Source organism: Sphingomonas sp. M1A8_2b, assembly GCF_053345535.1.
On record NZ_JBKFAH010000001.1, the window covers coordinates 1,223,977 to 1,237,241 of the forward strand.

The 13,265-nt window shown below is 67.0% G+C and carries 16 protein-coding genes; 5 read left to right on the forward strand and 11 right to left on the reverse strand.

Translation table 11 applies throughout. The features are described 5' to 3' along the window. Positions 1–27 precede the first annotated feature (27 nt). The gene (locus tag ACLBWL_RS05650) at positions 28–408 is read left to right on the forward strand and encodes a PilZ domain-containing protein (RefSeq protein ID WP_447790993.1); all 381 of its coding nucleotides are present in this window, start codon (positions 28–30) and stop codon (positions 406–408) included. 52 nt (positions 409–460) lie between these two features. Here the strand turns inward: ACLBWL_RS05650 and ACLBWL_RS05655 are convergent, their stop codons facing one another. The 9 genes from ACLBWL_RS05655 to ACLBWL_RS05695 form a co-directional block, all read right to left on the reverse strand. Then, entirely contained in the window at positions 461–1,360 is a 900-nt protein-coding gene (locus tag ACLBWL_RS05655; protein ID WP_447790995.1) for an SDR family NAD(P)-dependent oxidoreductase, read from the reverse strand. 95 nt (positions 1,361–1,455) lie between these two features. Then, positions 1,456–1,800, reverse strand: a complete 345-nt coding sequence (locus ACLBWL_RS05660; RefSeq protein ID WP_447790997.1) for a hypothetical protein — start codon at positions 1,798–1,800, stop codon at positions 1,456–1,458. A 128-nt stretch (positions 1,801–1,928) separates the two neighbouring features. Then, positions 1,929–2,621 carry a phosphate regulon transcriptional regulator PhoB gene (phoB, locus tag ACLBWL_RS05665; RefSeq protein ID WP_447790999.1) on the reverse strand — a complete coding sequence of 231 codons (693 nt, stop codon included), beginning with the start codon at positions 2,619–2,621 and terminating at the stop codon, positions 1,929–1,931. Continuing rightward, positions 2,621–3,310 carry a phosphate signaling complex protein PhoU gene (phoU, locus tag ACLBWL_RS05670; protein WP_248522860.1) on the reverse strand — a complete coding sequence of 230 codons (690 nt, stop codon included), beginning with the start codon at positions 3,308–3,310 and terminating at the stop codon, positions 2,621–2,623. The genes phoB and phoU overlap by 1 nt, the downstream gene beginning before the upstream one ends. A 14-nt stretch (positions 3,311–3,324) precedes the next feature. Continuing rightward, the gene (pstB, locus tag ACLBWL_RS05675) at positions 3,325–4,104 is read right to left on the reverse strand and encodes a phosphate ABC transporter ATP-binding protein PstB (protein ID WP_447791002.1); all 780 of its coding nucleotides are present in this window, start codon (positions 4,102–4,104) and stop codon (positions 3,325–3,327) included. Beyond that, entirely contained in the window at positions 4,104–5,318 is a 1,215-nt protein-coding gene (pstA, locus tag ACLBWL_RS05680) for a phosphate ABC transporter permease PstA (RefSeq protein WP_447792016.1), read from the reverse strand. Before pstA ends, pstB begins: the two co-directional genes overlap by 1 nt. Before the next feature lie 76 nt (positions 5,319–5,394). Then, positions 5,395–6,771, reverse strand: coding sequence for a phosphate ABC transporter permease subunit PstC (gene pstC / locus ACLBWL_RS05685; protein ID WP_447791004.1), 1,377 nt, complete (start codon positions 6,769–6,771; stop codon positions 5,395–5,397). Between the two features lie 295 nt (positions 6,772–7,066). Continuing rightward, a complete protein-coding gene (locus ACLBWL_RS05690) occupies positions 7,067–8,128 on the reverse strand; it encodes a substrate-binding domain-containing protein (protein WP_447791006.1) in 1,062 nt (353 codons plus the stop codon). 45 nt (positions 8,129–8,173) lie between these two features. Further along, the gene (locus ACLBWL_RS05695; RefSeq protein WP_447791008.1) at positions 8,174–9,400 is read right to left on the reverse strand and encodes an ATP-binding protein; all 1,227 of its coding nucleotides are present in this window, start codon (positions 9,398–9,400) and stop codon (positions 8,174–8,176) included. 140 nt (positions 9,401–9,540) lie between these two features. Between ACLBWL_RS05695 and ACLBWL_RS05700 the strand changes: the two genes are divergently transcribed. The 4 genes from ACLBWL_RS05700 to ACLBWL_RS05715 are packed head-to-tail and all read left to right on the forward strand — an operon-like array spanning position 9,541 to position 12,125. Beyond that, on the forward strand, positions 9,541–9,984 hold the full coding sequence (locus ACLBWL_RS05700) for a hypothetical protein (protein WP_447791010.1): 444 nt from the start codon (positions 9,541–9,543) through the stop codon (positions 9,982–9,984). Positions 9,985–9,988: 4 nt separating this feature from the next. Next, on the forward strand, positions 9,989–10,294 hold the full coding sequence (locus ACLBWL_RS05705) for an HPr-rel-A system PqqD family peptide chaperone (RefSeq protein ID WP_447791012.1): 306 nt from the start codon (positions 9,989–9,991) through the stop codon (positions 10,292–10,294). Beyond that, positions 10,291–11,151, forward strand: coding sequence for an HprK-related kinase A (locus tag ACLBWL_RS05710; protein WP_447791014.1), 861 nt, complete (start codon positions 10,291–10,293; stop codon positions 11,149–11,151). Before ACLBWL_RS05705 ends, ACLBWL_RS05710 begins: the two co-directional genes overlap by 4 nt. Further along, positions 11,136–12,125, forward strand: a complete 990-nt coding sequence (locus ACLBWL_RS05715; protein ID WP_447791016.1) for a nucleotidyltransferase domain-containing protein — start codon at positions 11,136–11,138, stop codon at positions 12,123–12,125. Before ACLBWL_RS05710 ends, ACLBWL_RS05715 begins: the two co-directional genes overlap by 16 nt. Before the next feature lie 10 nt (positions 12,126–12,135). On the opposite strand, the gene ACLBWL_RS05720 is transcribed toward ACLBWL_RS05715, so the two are convergent. Both ACLBWL_RS05720 and ACLBWL_RS05725 read right to left on the reverse strand, forming a co-directional pair. Then, complete coding sequence (locus ACLBWL_RS05720) at positions 12,136–12,495, reverse strand: hypothetical protein (protein ID WP_447791018.1); 360 nt, start codon at positions 12,493–12,495, stop codon at positions 12,136–12,138. Further along, positions 12,492–13,205 (reverse strand): HAD hydrolase-like protein, encoded by a 714-nt coding sequence (locus ACLBWL_RS05725; protein WP_447791020.1) that lies wholly within the window; start codon positions 13,203–13,205, stop codon positions 12,492–12,494. The genes ACLBWL_RS05720 and ACLBWL_RS05725 overlap by 4 nt, the downstream gene beginning before the upstream one ends. Positions 13,206–13,265: the final 60 nt, after the last annotated feature.

Consider the following 13,265-nt stretch of genomic DNA (forward strand, 5'->3'; position numbering starts at 1 on the left):
AACTCTGGCCCAGTTCGGGGCAGTTTCGTGGCAGACTTGCAATCGCAACCCTTACAACCATCGGCATTTCTTGCGCGCGCGACACGGACCAGCGTGATGTTGAGCGCGGATGTGTTCCGGGCCGACCGCCCGGGCAGTACCGCGCACCGGATAACCAACATTTCCGAAACCGGGATCTGTATCGTCCAGCCGGCCGGATTGGCACCTGGGAATGTTGTCGTCTTGTCGATCGGCAGGGTCGAACATCTCCCGGCCGACGTGGTATGGGTGCGGGCCGGCTTAGCGGGGCTGCGGTTTCACGACCCGATTGATCTCGCGCTGGCCAGGACACGGCGGATGGCCGGACACGTCAGTGTTCCGCCATCCGCGGGCTGGCTCGCAGCGCTCAACGATCCCTACAAGCGATAAGTCGAACGACGCGGTGAGGAGCGTTCGATCCGAAGCTCGGCTTCGGTAGAAATTACCGACCTTGTAGCTTGCTCAGGATGCTCATCGACTGTTCCGATCCTGATTGGGGAACGATTTCCCCCGCGCGGTCGATGATCTCTTCCCAGTGTGCAGCGACACCTTCGACCGACAGGTCGTCGCCGGTCAGCAACTTGCCTTGGGTCAACGTTATATACGCAGCCTGGAACACGCCTGCGCCGGCACCAACGATCATGTTGGTCGGTGCGTCTTCCGACACGAGGAATACGGCGGCGGGCGCCACCTTGTCGGGGGAGAAGGCCTTGAACGCTTCCTCGGGGAAGATGTCCTGGGTCATGCGGGTGCCTGCGGTCGGCGCGATCGTGTTGACCCTGATGTTATTCTTGGCGCCCTCGATCGCGAGCGTCTTGGTCAGGCCGGCGAGCCCGAGCTTGGCGGCGCCGTAGTTCGCCTGGCCGAAATTGCCGTAAAGTCCGGTCGACGACGCGGTCATCAGTATGCGGCCGTAATTCTGCGCGCGCATCGTGTCCCAGACCGCCTTGGTGGCGTTGGCCGAGCCGTTCAGGTGAACGTCGACGACGAACTTGAAGTCGGCCGGGTCCATCTTGGCGAAGCTCTTGTCGCGCAGCACGCCGGCGTTGTTGATGAGGACGTGGACGCCGCCCCATTTTTCAGTGGCCTTGGCGACCATTTCGACCATCTGGTCGTAGTCGGTGACGCTGCCGCCGTTCGACATCGCCTCGCCGCCCGCTGCCTCGATTTCCTCGACGACGTTCAGCGCGGCGTCGGAATGGCCGGTGCCATCGCGCGAACCACCGAGATCGTTGACGACGACCTTCGCGCCGCGGCGGGCCAGTTCGAGGGCGTATTCGCGGCCGAGGCCACCGCCCGCTCCGGTGACGATCGCAACCCGGCCCTCAAAACGAATAGACATGGAAAAGGCGCCCCTCTCTTATGATTGGAGCGCCTTTCCTAGAACGTAAAGCGGTCTACGCAAGCGGCAGGATCACTGCCGCCTGCGCGAAGGGCTTACTTGCCGCCGCGGTTGCGGCAGCCATCCTTGACCGTCTTCGAGCACACCGGATACTCGGCCGGTGCCGGGGTCGGCGGCGTCACGGTCGGCTGACCGAAGACGATGCGGGCGCCGCCCGGTGCGGGTGCTGCCATCGGCGCGGCAGGCGCTGCAGCGGGATCGGCTGCCGGTGCCGCCGCGGGATCGGCGGGTGCCGCCGGAGCTGCCGGATCGGCGGGGGGAGCCTGCATCGCAGGATCGGCCGGTGCCGTCTGAGCAGCGGGATCGGCCGGCGCCGGGGTGGTCTGGGCGATCACGGGCGTCGCGAGAAGAGCGGCGGCGGCGAGAAGAATGGACTTCATACGAATCTCCTAAATGGGTGCACCATTTTGGTAGCGCGACGACTGAACGCACTAAGTCGCGCTTGGGTCCTTCGTTTCGCAACCGATTCCATTCGGCCCGTCGTTAGACCCACATCGGGACAGAGTCTTCAGCCGCCGGTATCGAGCGAATAGCCGGCCGAACGGACGGTCCGGATGATGTCCGGACGATCGCCGACGTTGATCGCTTTCCGTAACCGGCGGATGTGCACGTCGACCGTCCGGCTTTCGATATCGCTGTCATGACCCCACACTGCATCGAGCAGCCGTTCGCGCGAGAACACCCAGCCCGGATGCTCGAGGAAATGCTTCAGCAGCCGAAACTCGGTCGGTCCGAGCGACACGACTTCGCCCGAGCGACGAACCTTGTGGCCGACCGTATCCATCTCGATGTCTGCATAGCTCAGCGCTTCGCCGGCGAGGGCAGGGCGCACGCGGCGCAACACAGCCCCCACGCGGGCGACGAGTTCGCGCGGCGAGAACGGCTTGGTCACGTAATCGTCGGCGCCGGTTTCGAGCCCGCGCACGCGATCCTCTTCCTCACCCCGCGCGGTGAGCATGATGATCGGCACGTTCTGCGTCTCGGGCGCACGACGCAGGCGACGGCACACCTCGATCCCCGACAAACCCTCGACCATCCAGTCGAGCAGGACGATGTCGGGCACCTTCTCCTTGGCGAGCAGCAGCGCTTCCTCGCCATCGGGGGTGTGCGCGATCTCGAAATCCTCGCGCTTGAAATGCCAGACCAGCAATTCGGCGAGGGCGGCATCGTCCTCGACCAGCAGCATCTTCGCGCGTGCCATTATGCTTGCTCCTGCTTGATGCCGCGTTCGCGGTCGACCATCTGCGTGCCGGTCGCGGCGAAATAGACCATCTCGGCGACGTTGGTCGCGTGATCGCCGATCCGCTCGAGGTTCTTCGCGACGAACAGCAGATGCGCGACCTGGCTGATCGTCTTGGGGTTCTCGACCATGTAGGTGACGAGCGTGCGGAAGATGCTGTCGTAGAAATCGTCGAGCGCGGCGTCGCTTTCGACCACCCGGACGGCTTCCTCGGCATCGCGCGCGGCGAACGCGTCGAGCACGTCGTGGACCATCTCGCTCGCCATCCGGCCCATCGCCGGCAGGATCGAGATCGGCTCGATCCTATGCTCGCTCTCGATCATCGGCACGCGCTTGGCGATGTTCTTGGCGTAATCGCCGATCCGCTCGACAACGCCGGCGATCTTCAGCGCGGCGACCACCTCGCGCAGATCAACCGCCATCGGTGCGCGCAGCGCGATGATCCGCACCGCGAGCCGCTCGACCTCCGCCTCGATCACGTCGATCTGCTTGTCGGCGGCGCGGACTTGCTCGGCGAGCGCGATGTCGTTGCGTTGCAGCGCCAGCATCGCCTTGTCGATCGCGTCCTCGGCGAGCCCACCCATCTGCGAGATCAACCCGCGAAGCTCGCCGATGTCGTTGTCGAAGGCCTTGACCGTATGCGTGTTCATGGTCGTTTCCCGACTCAGCCGTAACGGCCGGTGATGTAATCCTTGGTCCGCTCTTCGCGGGGATTGGTGAAGATGTCCGAGGTGTCGCCGTATTCGACCAGCGATCCCAGGTGGAAGAACGCGGTCTTCTGGCTGACTCGCGCGGCCTGCTGCATGTTGTGCGTGACGATCACCATCGCGTAGCGGCCGCGCAGTTCGTGGATCAGCTCCTCGATCTTGGCGGTTGCGATGGGATCGAGCGCGCTGCACGGTTCGTCCATCAGGATGACCTCGGGATCGACCGCGATCGCGCGCGCGATACACAGCCGCTGCTGCTGGCCGCCCGACAAGGCCGTGCCGCTGTCGGAGAGGCGATCCTTGACCTCGTCCCAGAGACCCGCACGCCGCAGCGACTTCTCGACGATCCGGTCGAGATCCGCCTTGGCGCCCGCGAGCCCGTGGATGCGCGGGCCATAGGCGACGTTTTCGTAGATCGATTTCGGGAACGGGTTGGGCTTCTGGAACACCATGCCGACGCGGGCGCGGAGCTGCACCACGTCCATGTCGGGCGAATAGATGTCCTGGCCGTCGAGCTTGATCTCGCCGGTGACGCGCGCGCTGGCGACGGTGTCGTTCATGCGGTTGAGCGTGCGCAGGAACGTCGACTTGCCGCAGCCCGACGGGCCGATGAACGCGACCACCTCGTCCTGATCGACGTCGATCGAGACGTTGTCGATCGCCAGCTTGCTGCCGTAGGAGACGGAGACGTTGCGCGCGGTCATTTTCAGGACCGGCGTCTTGGGTTTGGAATTCATCACCAGCGTGTCTCGAATCGGTTGCGGAGGTAGATCGCGACGCCGTTCATCGCGAGCAGGAAGACGAGCAGGACGATGATCGCGGCGGAGGTCTTTTCGACGAAGCCGCGGCTGACCTGATCGGACCAGAGGAAGATCTGGACGGGCAGCACGGTCGCCGGATCGCGCAGCCCGCCGGGGGGCGCGGCGATGAACGCGCGCATGCCGATCATCAGCAGCGGCGCGGTCTCGCCCAGCGCACGCGCCATGCCGATGATCGTCCCGGTGAGGATGCCGGGCAGCGCGAGCGGCAGGACGTGGTGGAACACCACCTGGACCGGCGACGCGCCGACGCCGAGCGCGGCATCGCGGATCGACGGTGGGACCGCCTTGATCGCGTTGCGCCCGGCGATCACGATGACGGGCATCGTCATCAGCGCGAGCGTGAGCCCACCGACGATCGGCGCGGATCGGGGCATGCCGAACGTGCCGAGGAAGACGGCGAGACCGAGCAGGCCGAAGATGATCGAAGGGACCGCCGCAAGGTTGTTGATCGACACCTCGATCAGGTCGGTCCAGCGGTTCTTCGGCGCATATTCCTCGAGGTACAGCGCCGACAGCACGCCGATCGGGAAGGCGAGCAACAACGTGACCGCCATGGTGAGCAGCGATCCCTTGAACGCGCCCCAAATACCGACGCGGGTGGCGTCGGTCGAATCCGCCGAGGTCAGGAAGCCGGTGTTGAACCCGCGCGACAGTACGCCGCGGGCGGTGAGGCGCGCATAGGTGGCCTCCGCTTCGGGGGTGCCGTTGCCCTTGGCGGCAACGTCGATCGGGCTGGAGACGGGGACTTCGAAGACGGTCTTGCGCTGGAGCAGCGACGGGTCGGCCTTGATCGCGTCGCGCACCACCGCCCACGCGCCGTCGGACAGCAGGTTTGCGCCATCCTTGCCGTATGCGGTGCTCGCTGCGGCGAGGACGGTGCCTTCGAGGCCCGCGCCCGCCAGCGCGAGATCCGCGCCGCGTCCGGCCAGTCGCGACGGTTCGATCGGCAGCTTCGCGGCGGCGAGATCGACCGGGAGCGCGACACGAGTCTCGATGAATCCGCTCGCGCCCTGGCTCAGCATCGAGAACAGCAGGAAGGCGAGGAACGCCGCCGACATCCAAACCGCAGCGAGCCCGGCGAAACGGAAGCGGCGCTCGGACGCGTAGCGACGGCGGATCCGCGACTGCATCGCCTGCGTCGTCCAGTCGGTCGGCACGCGGCGCACCGGTTCTGCGCCGGTGGTCGGCAATGCGGGAACGAGCGTGTCAGTCATAGGCTTCGCGGTACCGTTTGACGACGCGGAGCGCGACGATGTTGAGGAGCAGCGTGACGACGAACAGCGTCAGGCCGAGCGCGAACGCGGCCAGCGTCTTGGGGCTGTCGAACTCCGCCTCGCCGGTCAGCAGGTCGACGATCTGCTTGGTCACCGTGGTGGTGCTGGCGAACGGGTTGAGCGTGAGTGTGGCGACGCCGGACGCGGCCATGACGACGATCATCGTCTCGCCGATCGCGCGCGACACGGCCAGCAACACGCCGCCGACGACGCCGGGGAGGGCGGCAGGGAGCAGCACGCGGCGGATCGTCTCGGACGAGGTCGCGCCCATTGCGAGGCTGCCGTCGCGCATCGACGAAGGAACGGCGGCGATCGAGTCATCCGCCATCGACGAGACAAACGGGATGATCATGATGCCCATCACGAGCCCCGCGGCGAGCGCGCTCTCGGACGAGGCCCAGCTGATTCCGATAGACACCGCGAGATCGCGCACTGCCGGCGCGACCGTCAGCGCGGCGAAATAGCCGTAGACGACGGTCGGCACGCCCGCGAGCATCTCGAGGATCGGCTTCATCCATTTGCGCGTGGTCGGCTTGGCGTATTGCGTGAGGTAGATCGCGCTCATCAAACCAAAGGGAATGGCGACGATCATCGCGATCACCGCGCCGATGAAGAACGTCCCCCAGAACAACGGCACCGCGCCGAGCGACGCGCCCGGATCGCGTGCGTCGATCACCTGCGGGCTCCAGTGCGTGCCGAACAGGAAGTCGGTGATCGGCACGACCGAGAAGAACCGCACGGATTCGTACAGAAGCGACGCGACGATCCCGACCGTGGTCAGGATCGCGATCAGCGACGCGCCGAGCAGCGCGAGCATGACGACGCGCTCGATCTGCGTCCGCGCGCCGAACCCGGGTTTGACGCGGGTGAACGCGAACGCGCCCCCGGCGAAGGCGAGCAGCAATGCGAGCGCGGTGGCGATCCAGTCGTAGCGCGATTGCGCCGCGGCGTAGGAGGGAGCGAGCGTCCGCGCGAGCCCGTGGAACGCGCCGAAGCTGCGCCCCTCGGCGAGGCTGCGTGCTTCGGACAGGATCGAGGCGCGATCGAAGCCGGGCGCGGGGAGCTGCATCGCCGCCGGCGTGGCGAGGACCGCGTCGGTGACGAGCGCGGGGGCGGTCATCGACCACACCACGAGAAACACGAGCGGCGGAATCGCGGTCCACAACGCGACGTACCAGCCGTGGTGCGCGGGGAGCGAACTGAACCGTGCGGTGCTGCCGGCGCGGAACCGCGTGGCGCGAACGCGCGCGGTGAGCCAGCCGATCAGACCGAGGCCGGCGACGAGGAAGAGGAGAGCGATGGCGGACATTATGAGCCTTGCCCGTCCATAAGTACCACCCCGGCGGAGGCCGGGGCCCAATTGGGAAGGTCGAGGTAACCGCTCGCAGCATCAGCCAACTGCGCGTTGCCCAATTGGGCCCCGGCCTTCGCCGGGGTGGTTGCGCGCGCCAGGGTCGTTGCGTTCTGGTGTGAGGCTGTCACCGCCAAACCCCCGTTCCCCCGCGGACGCGGGGGCCTAGCTAAGTTCCGATATCGAGCTTGGCTCCTGGGCCCCCGCGTGCGCGGGGGAACGGGGGAGGGGGTGCGGCTGTGCGAGAAACCCATCACGACAAAACCGCCGGATCCAGCACCGTCTCATTCGCGATGACCGCCGCCGAGCGCGCCTGGATCACCGCCGGCGCCGCGATCAGCCCGCGCTTCACCAGCGGCCCGGTCACGCCCCAGTTCGCGGCGTACAGCTTCAGCAAGTTTCGCAATCCCGGAATGGCGGTCAGATGCGCCTTCTTCACATAGATATACAGCGGCCGAGACCCCGGATACGCATTGTCCGCGATCGTCGCATAGGTCGGTGCGACGCCCGAGATCGATACCCCGTTCACGTCGTCCTTATTCTCTTCGAGATAGCTGTAGCCGAACACGCCGATCGCATTCGGGTTGGATTGAAGTTTCTGGACGATCAGATTGTCGTTCTCGCCCGCATCGACGTAGACGCCGTCCTCACGCACGCGCGTGCAGAGCGCCTTGTGTGCCTCGGCATCGGACTTCGCGAGCGCCTTGGCCGAAGGGTCGCTGGCCTCGCACCCCTTGGTCAGGATCAGCTCGGCGAGCGCATCGCGCGTCCCGCTCGTCGCGGGCGGCCCGTAGACCTGGATCGGCACCGCCGGCAGCGCCGGGTTCACGTCGCGCCAGACGCGCGCGGTGTTCGGCTTGCCGCCAGGATTGGCGGCCAGCGCCTTGTAGAGATCGCTTGGCGTGAGTTGCATCTTCGGGCCGTTCTTCGCCTCGGCAAAGGCGATGCCGTCGATGCCGACCTGGATCTCCATGATGTCGTGCACGCCGTTGGCCGCGCATTGCGCGTACTCGCTCGCCTTCATCCGCCGCGACGCGTCCTCGATATCGGGGTGTGCCGCGCCGATCCCGGCACAGAACAGCTTCATCCCCGCGCCGGTGCCGGTCGATTCGATCACCGGTGCCTTCGCATCGGGATCGTTGGCGACGAGCTGTTCGGCGATCATCGTCGTGAACGGATAGACCGTCGAGGATCCGACCGCGGTGATCTGGTCGCGCGAGCCTGCACCGCCGCCGTTCGCCTGATCGACGCACGCGGCCAGTGTTCCCACCACCATCAAAGGAAGAACCAACCGCTGCACCAAAGTTCCCGTCATCCACCGCCCATAGCGGCGCTGCGGTGATCCTGTGTGACAGTTGCGTTACCCTTTTATGACACCGCCCTTTGGCATCGTCCCGCTCGGCGGCAGGATTACCGACACGGTGGTCCCGACGCCGACTTGGCTGGCGATATCGAGCCGGCCGCGGTGGCGCTCGACGATGTGCTTGACGATCGCGAGGCCGAGACCGGTGCCACCGAGCGATCGGCTGCGCCCCGCGTCCGCGCGATAGAAGCGCTCGGTCAGCCGCGGGATGTGGACCGCGGCGATCCCGTCGCCCTCGTCGCGGATCGACAGCCGGATCATGTTCAGATCGTCGCGCTTCAGCTCGATCGACACCGGCGTGCCGGCGCGCCCGTATTTCATCGCATTTCCGATCAGATTGTGGAGCATCTGCGACAGCTGGGCCTTGTCGCCGGAAACCGGCGCGAGACGGGGATCGATCGTCGCGACCAGGTCGAGCCCGCGATCACCCGCCGCATCGGCCACCTCGGCGCAGACGTCGGTGAGCAATTGCGCGAGGTTGACCGCATTGTCGGGCAGCCGGAACTTCTCCGCCTCGATCCGGCTCAGCGAGATCAGGTCCTCGACCAGCCGCTGCATCCGCCGTGCCTCGTCGTCCATTACCTTCAGGAAGCGTGCGCGGACCTCGGCATCCTCGCCCGCCTCGTCGCGCAGCGTTTCGATGAAGCCGAGGATCGACGCGAGCGGCGTGCGGAGTTCATGGCTGGCATTGGCGACGAAATCGATCCGCATCCGCTCGGCGGCGTAATTGCCGGTCTGGTCGACGAGGTGGACGATCCGCTGGCCGTCCGACGCCTCGCCGAGCCGCATCTCCCAGCGCTGATCGCGGGTGCCGAGCCCGACCAGCTCGATCGGCCGCTCGCCATCGATCGGCCCGGGCGTCCCCAGCCGCTCGGCGGCGGCGGGATGGCGGATCGCGACGCGTGCGTCCTCGCCGAGGATATGCGCGCCGAGCAGCGTCCGCGCCGCGCGGTTGGCCAGCGTGACCCGCCCGTCCTCCACCAGCATCACCGGCGCGACGATCGCGTCGAGCACGTCGTCGAGGATCGAGGGGGCGACGGTGGCGCCGCCGTCCGTCGCGGGCGTTTCGTCGCCGGTCCCGGCGGCCACGAGCGCGGCGGCGATCCCGCCGACCACCGCGACGATCGCCCCCTGGATGTCGCGGGTGATCGCGAACACCGCGACCGCCGCGACGATGACGACGACGATCGCCCAGAACGTGCGCAGGCCAAATCCGGACAGCATCGTGATCTCCAAGGCGCGTGGACGTGGCGCACGGTCGTCCTAGTTCGGTACGAACAGCCGTCCTAGTTCGGTACGATCGGTGCGGCCTATATTGTCAGCGCTTCAGGATTGTGAAAGGGCTTGCGGATTACAGGGGCATCATGAGCGACGATACGCGACCAGATCAGGATCCTGCCAGGATCCCGGCGAGCAGCCCGGAACACGGAGCGGACGGCGTGCCGACGCGTCGCCGTGTGCTGGCGCTCGGCGCGGTGACGGCGGGGGCGGTCGTGTCGATCAGGCCCGCTCTCGCGCAGACCGCGGGTTCGGTGCTCAACTGCGAGATTCCGGTGCCCGATCCGGGCCGTGCGGGCAGCTATATCGATGCGAACGGCAGGGTCGTTCCGGCGCGGACCAAGGGTGCGTTTCCGTCCTCCTATCGGCCGTTCAAGGGCGAAGAGGTCCGGCGATCGATGGCGACCGGCAGCAGCCTGCCGGGCACAGACTCCGAACGCAGTCGCGCCTATGTGAATTATATCCGCCGGTTGCAGCGTGGCCAGGGCGGCTTCACCTGCTTCGCATCGTTGCAGATGCCGCGCGCCTGACGCCGTGCACGACGCGGTCTATCGAGCGCCGCCGACCGACGGTCTGCTGATTGCGCCGCTCGACGAATTCACCGCGGTCTATCATCGCGCGTCGGGGATCACGCATCTACTGACCGAACCTGCGCCGCAGATCCTGGTGGTGCTGGGCGAGGGTGGACTATCGCTCGATGCGCTGCTCGATCGGCTCGGGCGGGACTACGACCTGACCGACGGGACGCGCGAGGCGTTGGCGGCGCGGCTCGACGAACTGGTGGAGTCCGGGCTGGTGGAGTCCGGGCTGGTGGAGCCCGGGCTGGTCGAGGCGACGTGAGGCACACCTTTTCCGTGCGCATCGGCCCGGTCGGGTTCCGCATCGGCTCCGATTGGCGGTCGCCGATCGCGCACCTCGAAACGCTGTACCGCGATTACCCCAAGCCGAGCGACGGCGTGCCGGACTTCACCGTGCGGCTGTTCGCGCGCCGGCCTTGGCGGACAATACTTCGTCCCTCGGTCGAGATCGGCGGCGATTACATGCTGCCCGAGGCGGCGCCGCTGCCGTTGCGGCAGGGGCTGCTGGCCGCCGAGATGGCGATGAACCTGCAGATGGCGCTTGGTGCGCGGCGGTACCTGTTGCTCCACGCATCGGCGGTCGAGCGCGAGGGGCGCGCGCTGTTGATGACCGGCATTTCGGGGGCGGGGAAGTCAACGCTGGCGACGCTGCTGGCCGCGAGAGGCTGGCGGTTCATGGGCGACGAGTTTGCCTTGCTCGATCCCGCTACCGGCCTAGTCCATGCGTTTCCGCGCCTGATCAGCCTGAAGAACGAAGCGATCGCGGCGGCCGAAGCGGCGTGGCCGGACGCGCGGATAGGGCCGTTGCTGATGGCGACGCCGAAGGGCGACATCCGCCATATGGTCCCCGACGCGCGTGCGATCGCGGCGATGGACGTGCCCGCGCGGCCGGCGTTGCTGGTGTTCCCCCGCTATGGGTTCGAGCCGGAGACGCGATCGGTCCAGCCCGCGGAGGCATTCGTGCGGATGACGCAGGCGTCAACCAATTACGTCGCGCTGGGCGAGGCGGGGTTTCGCGCGCTGACCGGGTTGATCGCGGACGTGCCGTCGGTGGCGGTCGACTATCCGGACGGCGCGAGTGCGATCGCACAGGTCGAGGCGTTATGGGCCGCGTTGTGAGCGATGCCCGGTTGCTCGCGCGTGCGCTCGCCGATCCGGCCAGCGTCGTCGGGCTCGAGGCGGACGCGTGGACCGCGTTGCTGGCGATGGCGCGGGCGGAGCAGTTGATCGGGACGCTCGCGACCCGCCTCGACGGGTTGTCGATGCCGAACGCGGTGAAGACGATCCTGACGGACGCGCGCGCCTCTGCCGAGCAGGGCCGCCGCGTCGCGCTCTGGGAGGCGGAGATGGCGCGGCGGGCGCTCGTCGCAATCGACTGCCCGGTCGTGCTGCTGAAGGGGACCGCGTTCGTCGCGGCGGGGCTGTCGGCGGGGCAGGGGCGGTCGATCGGCGATCTCGACATCCTGGTGCCGCGCGCGTCGCTCGATGCGGTCGAGGCGGCGTTGCTGGCGGCGGGCTGGGAATGGGTGAAGCCCGATCCGTATGACGACGTCTATTACCGGCGCTGGATGCACGAACTCCCGCCGCTGATCCACCGCGAGCGCGACCGGATGATCGACGTGCATCACACGATCCTGCCGCTCACCGCACGAGTCACGCCCAATGCGGAGGCGCTGATCGCGGGCAGCCTGGCACTGGAGAATGGGCTGTGCACGCTGTCGCCGAACGGGATGATCGTCCATGCCGCGGCGCATCTGTTCGCGGACGGCGATCTGGCAGGCGGCCTGCGCAACCTATGGGACATCCGGTGCCTGCTCGAAGAGTTCGGGACCGATGGACTCGATGCTGATGCGCGTCGGCACGGTCTGCACGAACAGGTGGCGCGGTCGCTAAGGCTAGTCGAGGCGCTGTTCGAAGAGGGCATCGTGCGCGGTATCGACCGGGTCTACGCGCGCCGCCTAACCGCTCGCGATGGCTGGGGAAGGCCGACGCGACCGCTAACCCGATTGGCCTTCTACATCCGCTCGCACTGGCTGCGGATGCCGCCGGCGATGCTCGCGAGGCACCTCTGGACCAAGTTCCGCAAGGCTTAGGCTACAGAACCTACGGCAGTCGCGCACCACGTTGGCGCCGCACCGACCAGACGATCAGCAGCACGACCGTGATCGCAAACGTATCCGCGATCCAGTCGTGGATGTCGCAATCGCGGTGCAGCGACGGGATCGACTGCAGCACCTCGATCAGCGCGCCGAGGAACGAGAACCGCTCGCCGATCCGCGACAGCTTGGCGGTCGGATAGGCCAGCGCCGCCAGCAGCGCCATCGTCGCGAACGCGAGCATATGCTCGAACTTGTCGCCGAACTGGTCGATCGGCATGTGCGGCGGCTTGGGCAGCAGCGCCATCGTCACCGCGAACACCACCGCGACGACCAGCGCGATGCGGAGAGCCAGCGTCCGGTTCATGCGCCGAGCCTTTCGAGCGTCGGGAGCAATTCGGCAAAGCTGTCGATCACCGCGTCGGCACCAAGCTCGCCGACCGGCTGCATCAGGAAGCCGAAGCTGCACGCGATCGTCGGCAGCCCCGCCGCCTGCGCCGCCTGAATGTCGAAGATCGAATCGCCGACGAATGCCGCCCGTCCGCCAGCCCCGCTGGCCCCGCTGACATCGCCGTCACCGCCGCCGTTTTTCCGGCATAACCGCACCATCTCGTGGATCGGCATCGGCGACGGCTTCGATTCGGCCATCGTGTTGCCGCCGATGATGCACGCGAACCGATCGGTCAGGCCGAGCTGGTCGAGCACGGTCCGTGCGAACCGTTCGATCTTGTTCGTGACGATCCCGAGCGTCACGCCCTTCGCGGCGAGCGCGTCGAGCGCGTCGATCACCCCGGGATAGGGGACGGTCAGCACGCAGATGTTGGCCTCGTAATACGCGAGCAGCTCGGTGTGCAGCGTGTCGAGCATCGCCTCGTCATAGCCGCCGGTCGCGGTCAGGCCCTGTTTGAGCATATGGCGCGCGCCGCCGCCGATCATCGGCTTGACCTGTTCGACGGTCAGCGGCGCGCGATCGGCCGACGCCAGCGCGTGGTTGACCGCGGCGGCCAGGTCGCCGCTGGTATCGAGAAGCGTACCGTCGAGGTCGAAGCCTACGATATCGAAAGAAAAATGCGTCATTGCGTGGGTGCCTGCCAGCGGCGCTATGGAATTGGCAAGGCTTTCGTGGCAGCGATCCTT

Excerpts from the sequence above, each read along its gene's own strand:
- ACLBWL_RS05655 (WP_447790995.1), bottom strand. The coding sequence starts at position 1,360 with ATGTCTATTCGTTTTGAGGGCCGGGTTGCGATCGTCACCGGAGCGGGC.
- ACLBWL_RS05660 (WP_447790997.1), bottom strand. The coding sequence starts at position 1,800 with ATGAAGTCCATTCTTCTCGCCGCCGCCGCTCTTCTCGCGACGCCCGTG.
- phoB (WP_447790999.1), bottom strand. The coding sequence starts at position 2,621 with ATGGCACGCGCGAAGATGCTGCTGGTCGAGGACGATGCCGCCCTCGCC.
- phoU (WP_248522860.1), bottom strand. The coding sequence starts at position 3,310 with ATGAACACGCATACGGTCAAGGCCTTCGACAACGACATCGGCGAGCTT.
- pstB (WP_447791002.1), bottom strand. The coding sequence starts at position 4,104 with ATGAATTCCAAACCCAAGACGCCGGTCCTGAAAATGACCGCGCGCAAC.
- pstA (WP_447792016.1), bottom strand. The coding sequence starts at position 5,318 with ATGCAGTCGCGGATCCGCCGTCGCTACGCGTCCGAGCGCCGCTTCCGT.
- pstC (WP_447791004.1), bottom strand. The coding sequence starts at position 6,771 with ATGTCCGCCATCGCTCTCCTCTTCCTCGTCGCCGGCCTCGGTCTGATC.
- ACLBWL_RS05690 (WP_447791006.1), bottom strand. The coding sequence starts at position 8,128 with ATGACGGGAACTTTGGTGCAGCGGTTGGTTCTTCCTTTGATGGTGGTG.
- ACLBWL_RS05695 (WP_447791008.1), bottom strand. The coding sequence starts at position 9,400 with ATGCTGTCCGGATTTGGCCTGCGCACGTTCTGGGCGATCGTCGTCGTC.
- ACLBWL_RS05700 (WP_447791010.1), top strand. The coding sequence starts at position 9,541 with ATGAGCGACGATACGCGACCAGATCAGGATCCTGCCAGGATCCCGGCG.
- ACLBWL_RS05715 (WP_447791016.1), top strand. The coding sequence starts at position 11,136 with ATGGGCCGCGTTGTGAGCGATGCCCGGTTGCTCGCGCGTGCGCTCGCC.
- ACLBWL_RS05720 (WP_447791018.1), bottom strand. The coding sequence starts at position 12,495 with ATGAACCGGACGCTGGCTCTCCGCATCGCGCTGGTCGTCGCGGTGGTG.
- ACLBWL_RS05725 (WP_447791020.1), bottom strand. The coding sequence starts at position 13,205 with ATGACGCATTTTTCTTTCGATATCGTAGGCTTCGACCTCGACGGTACG.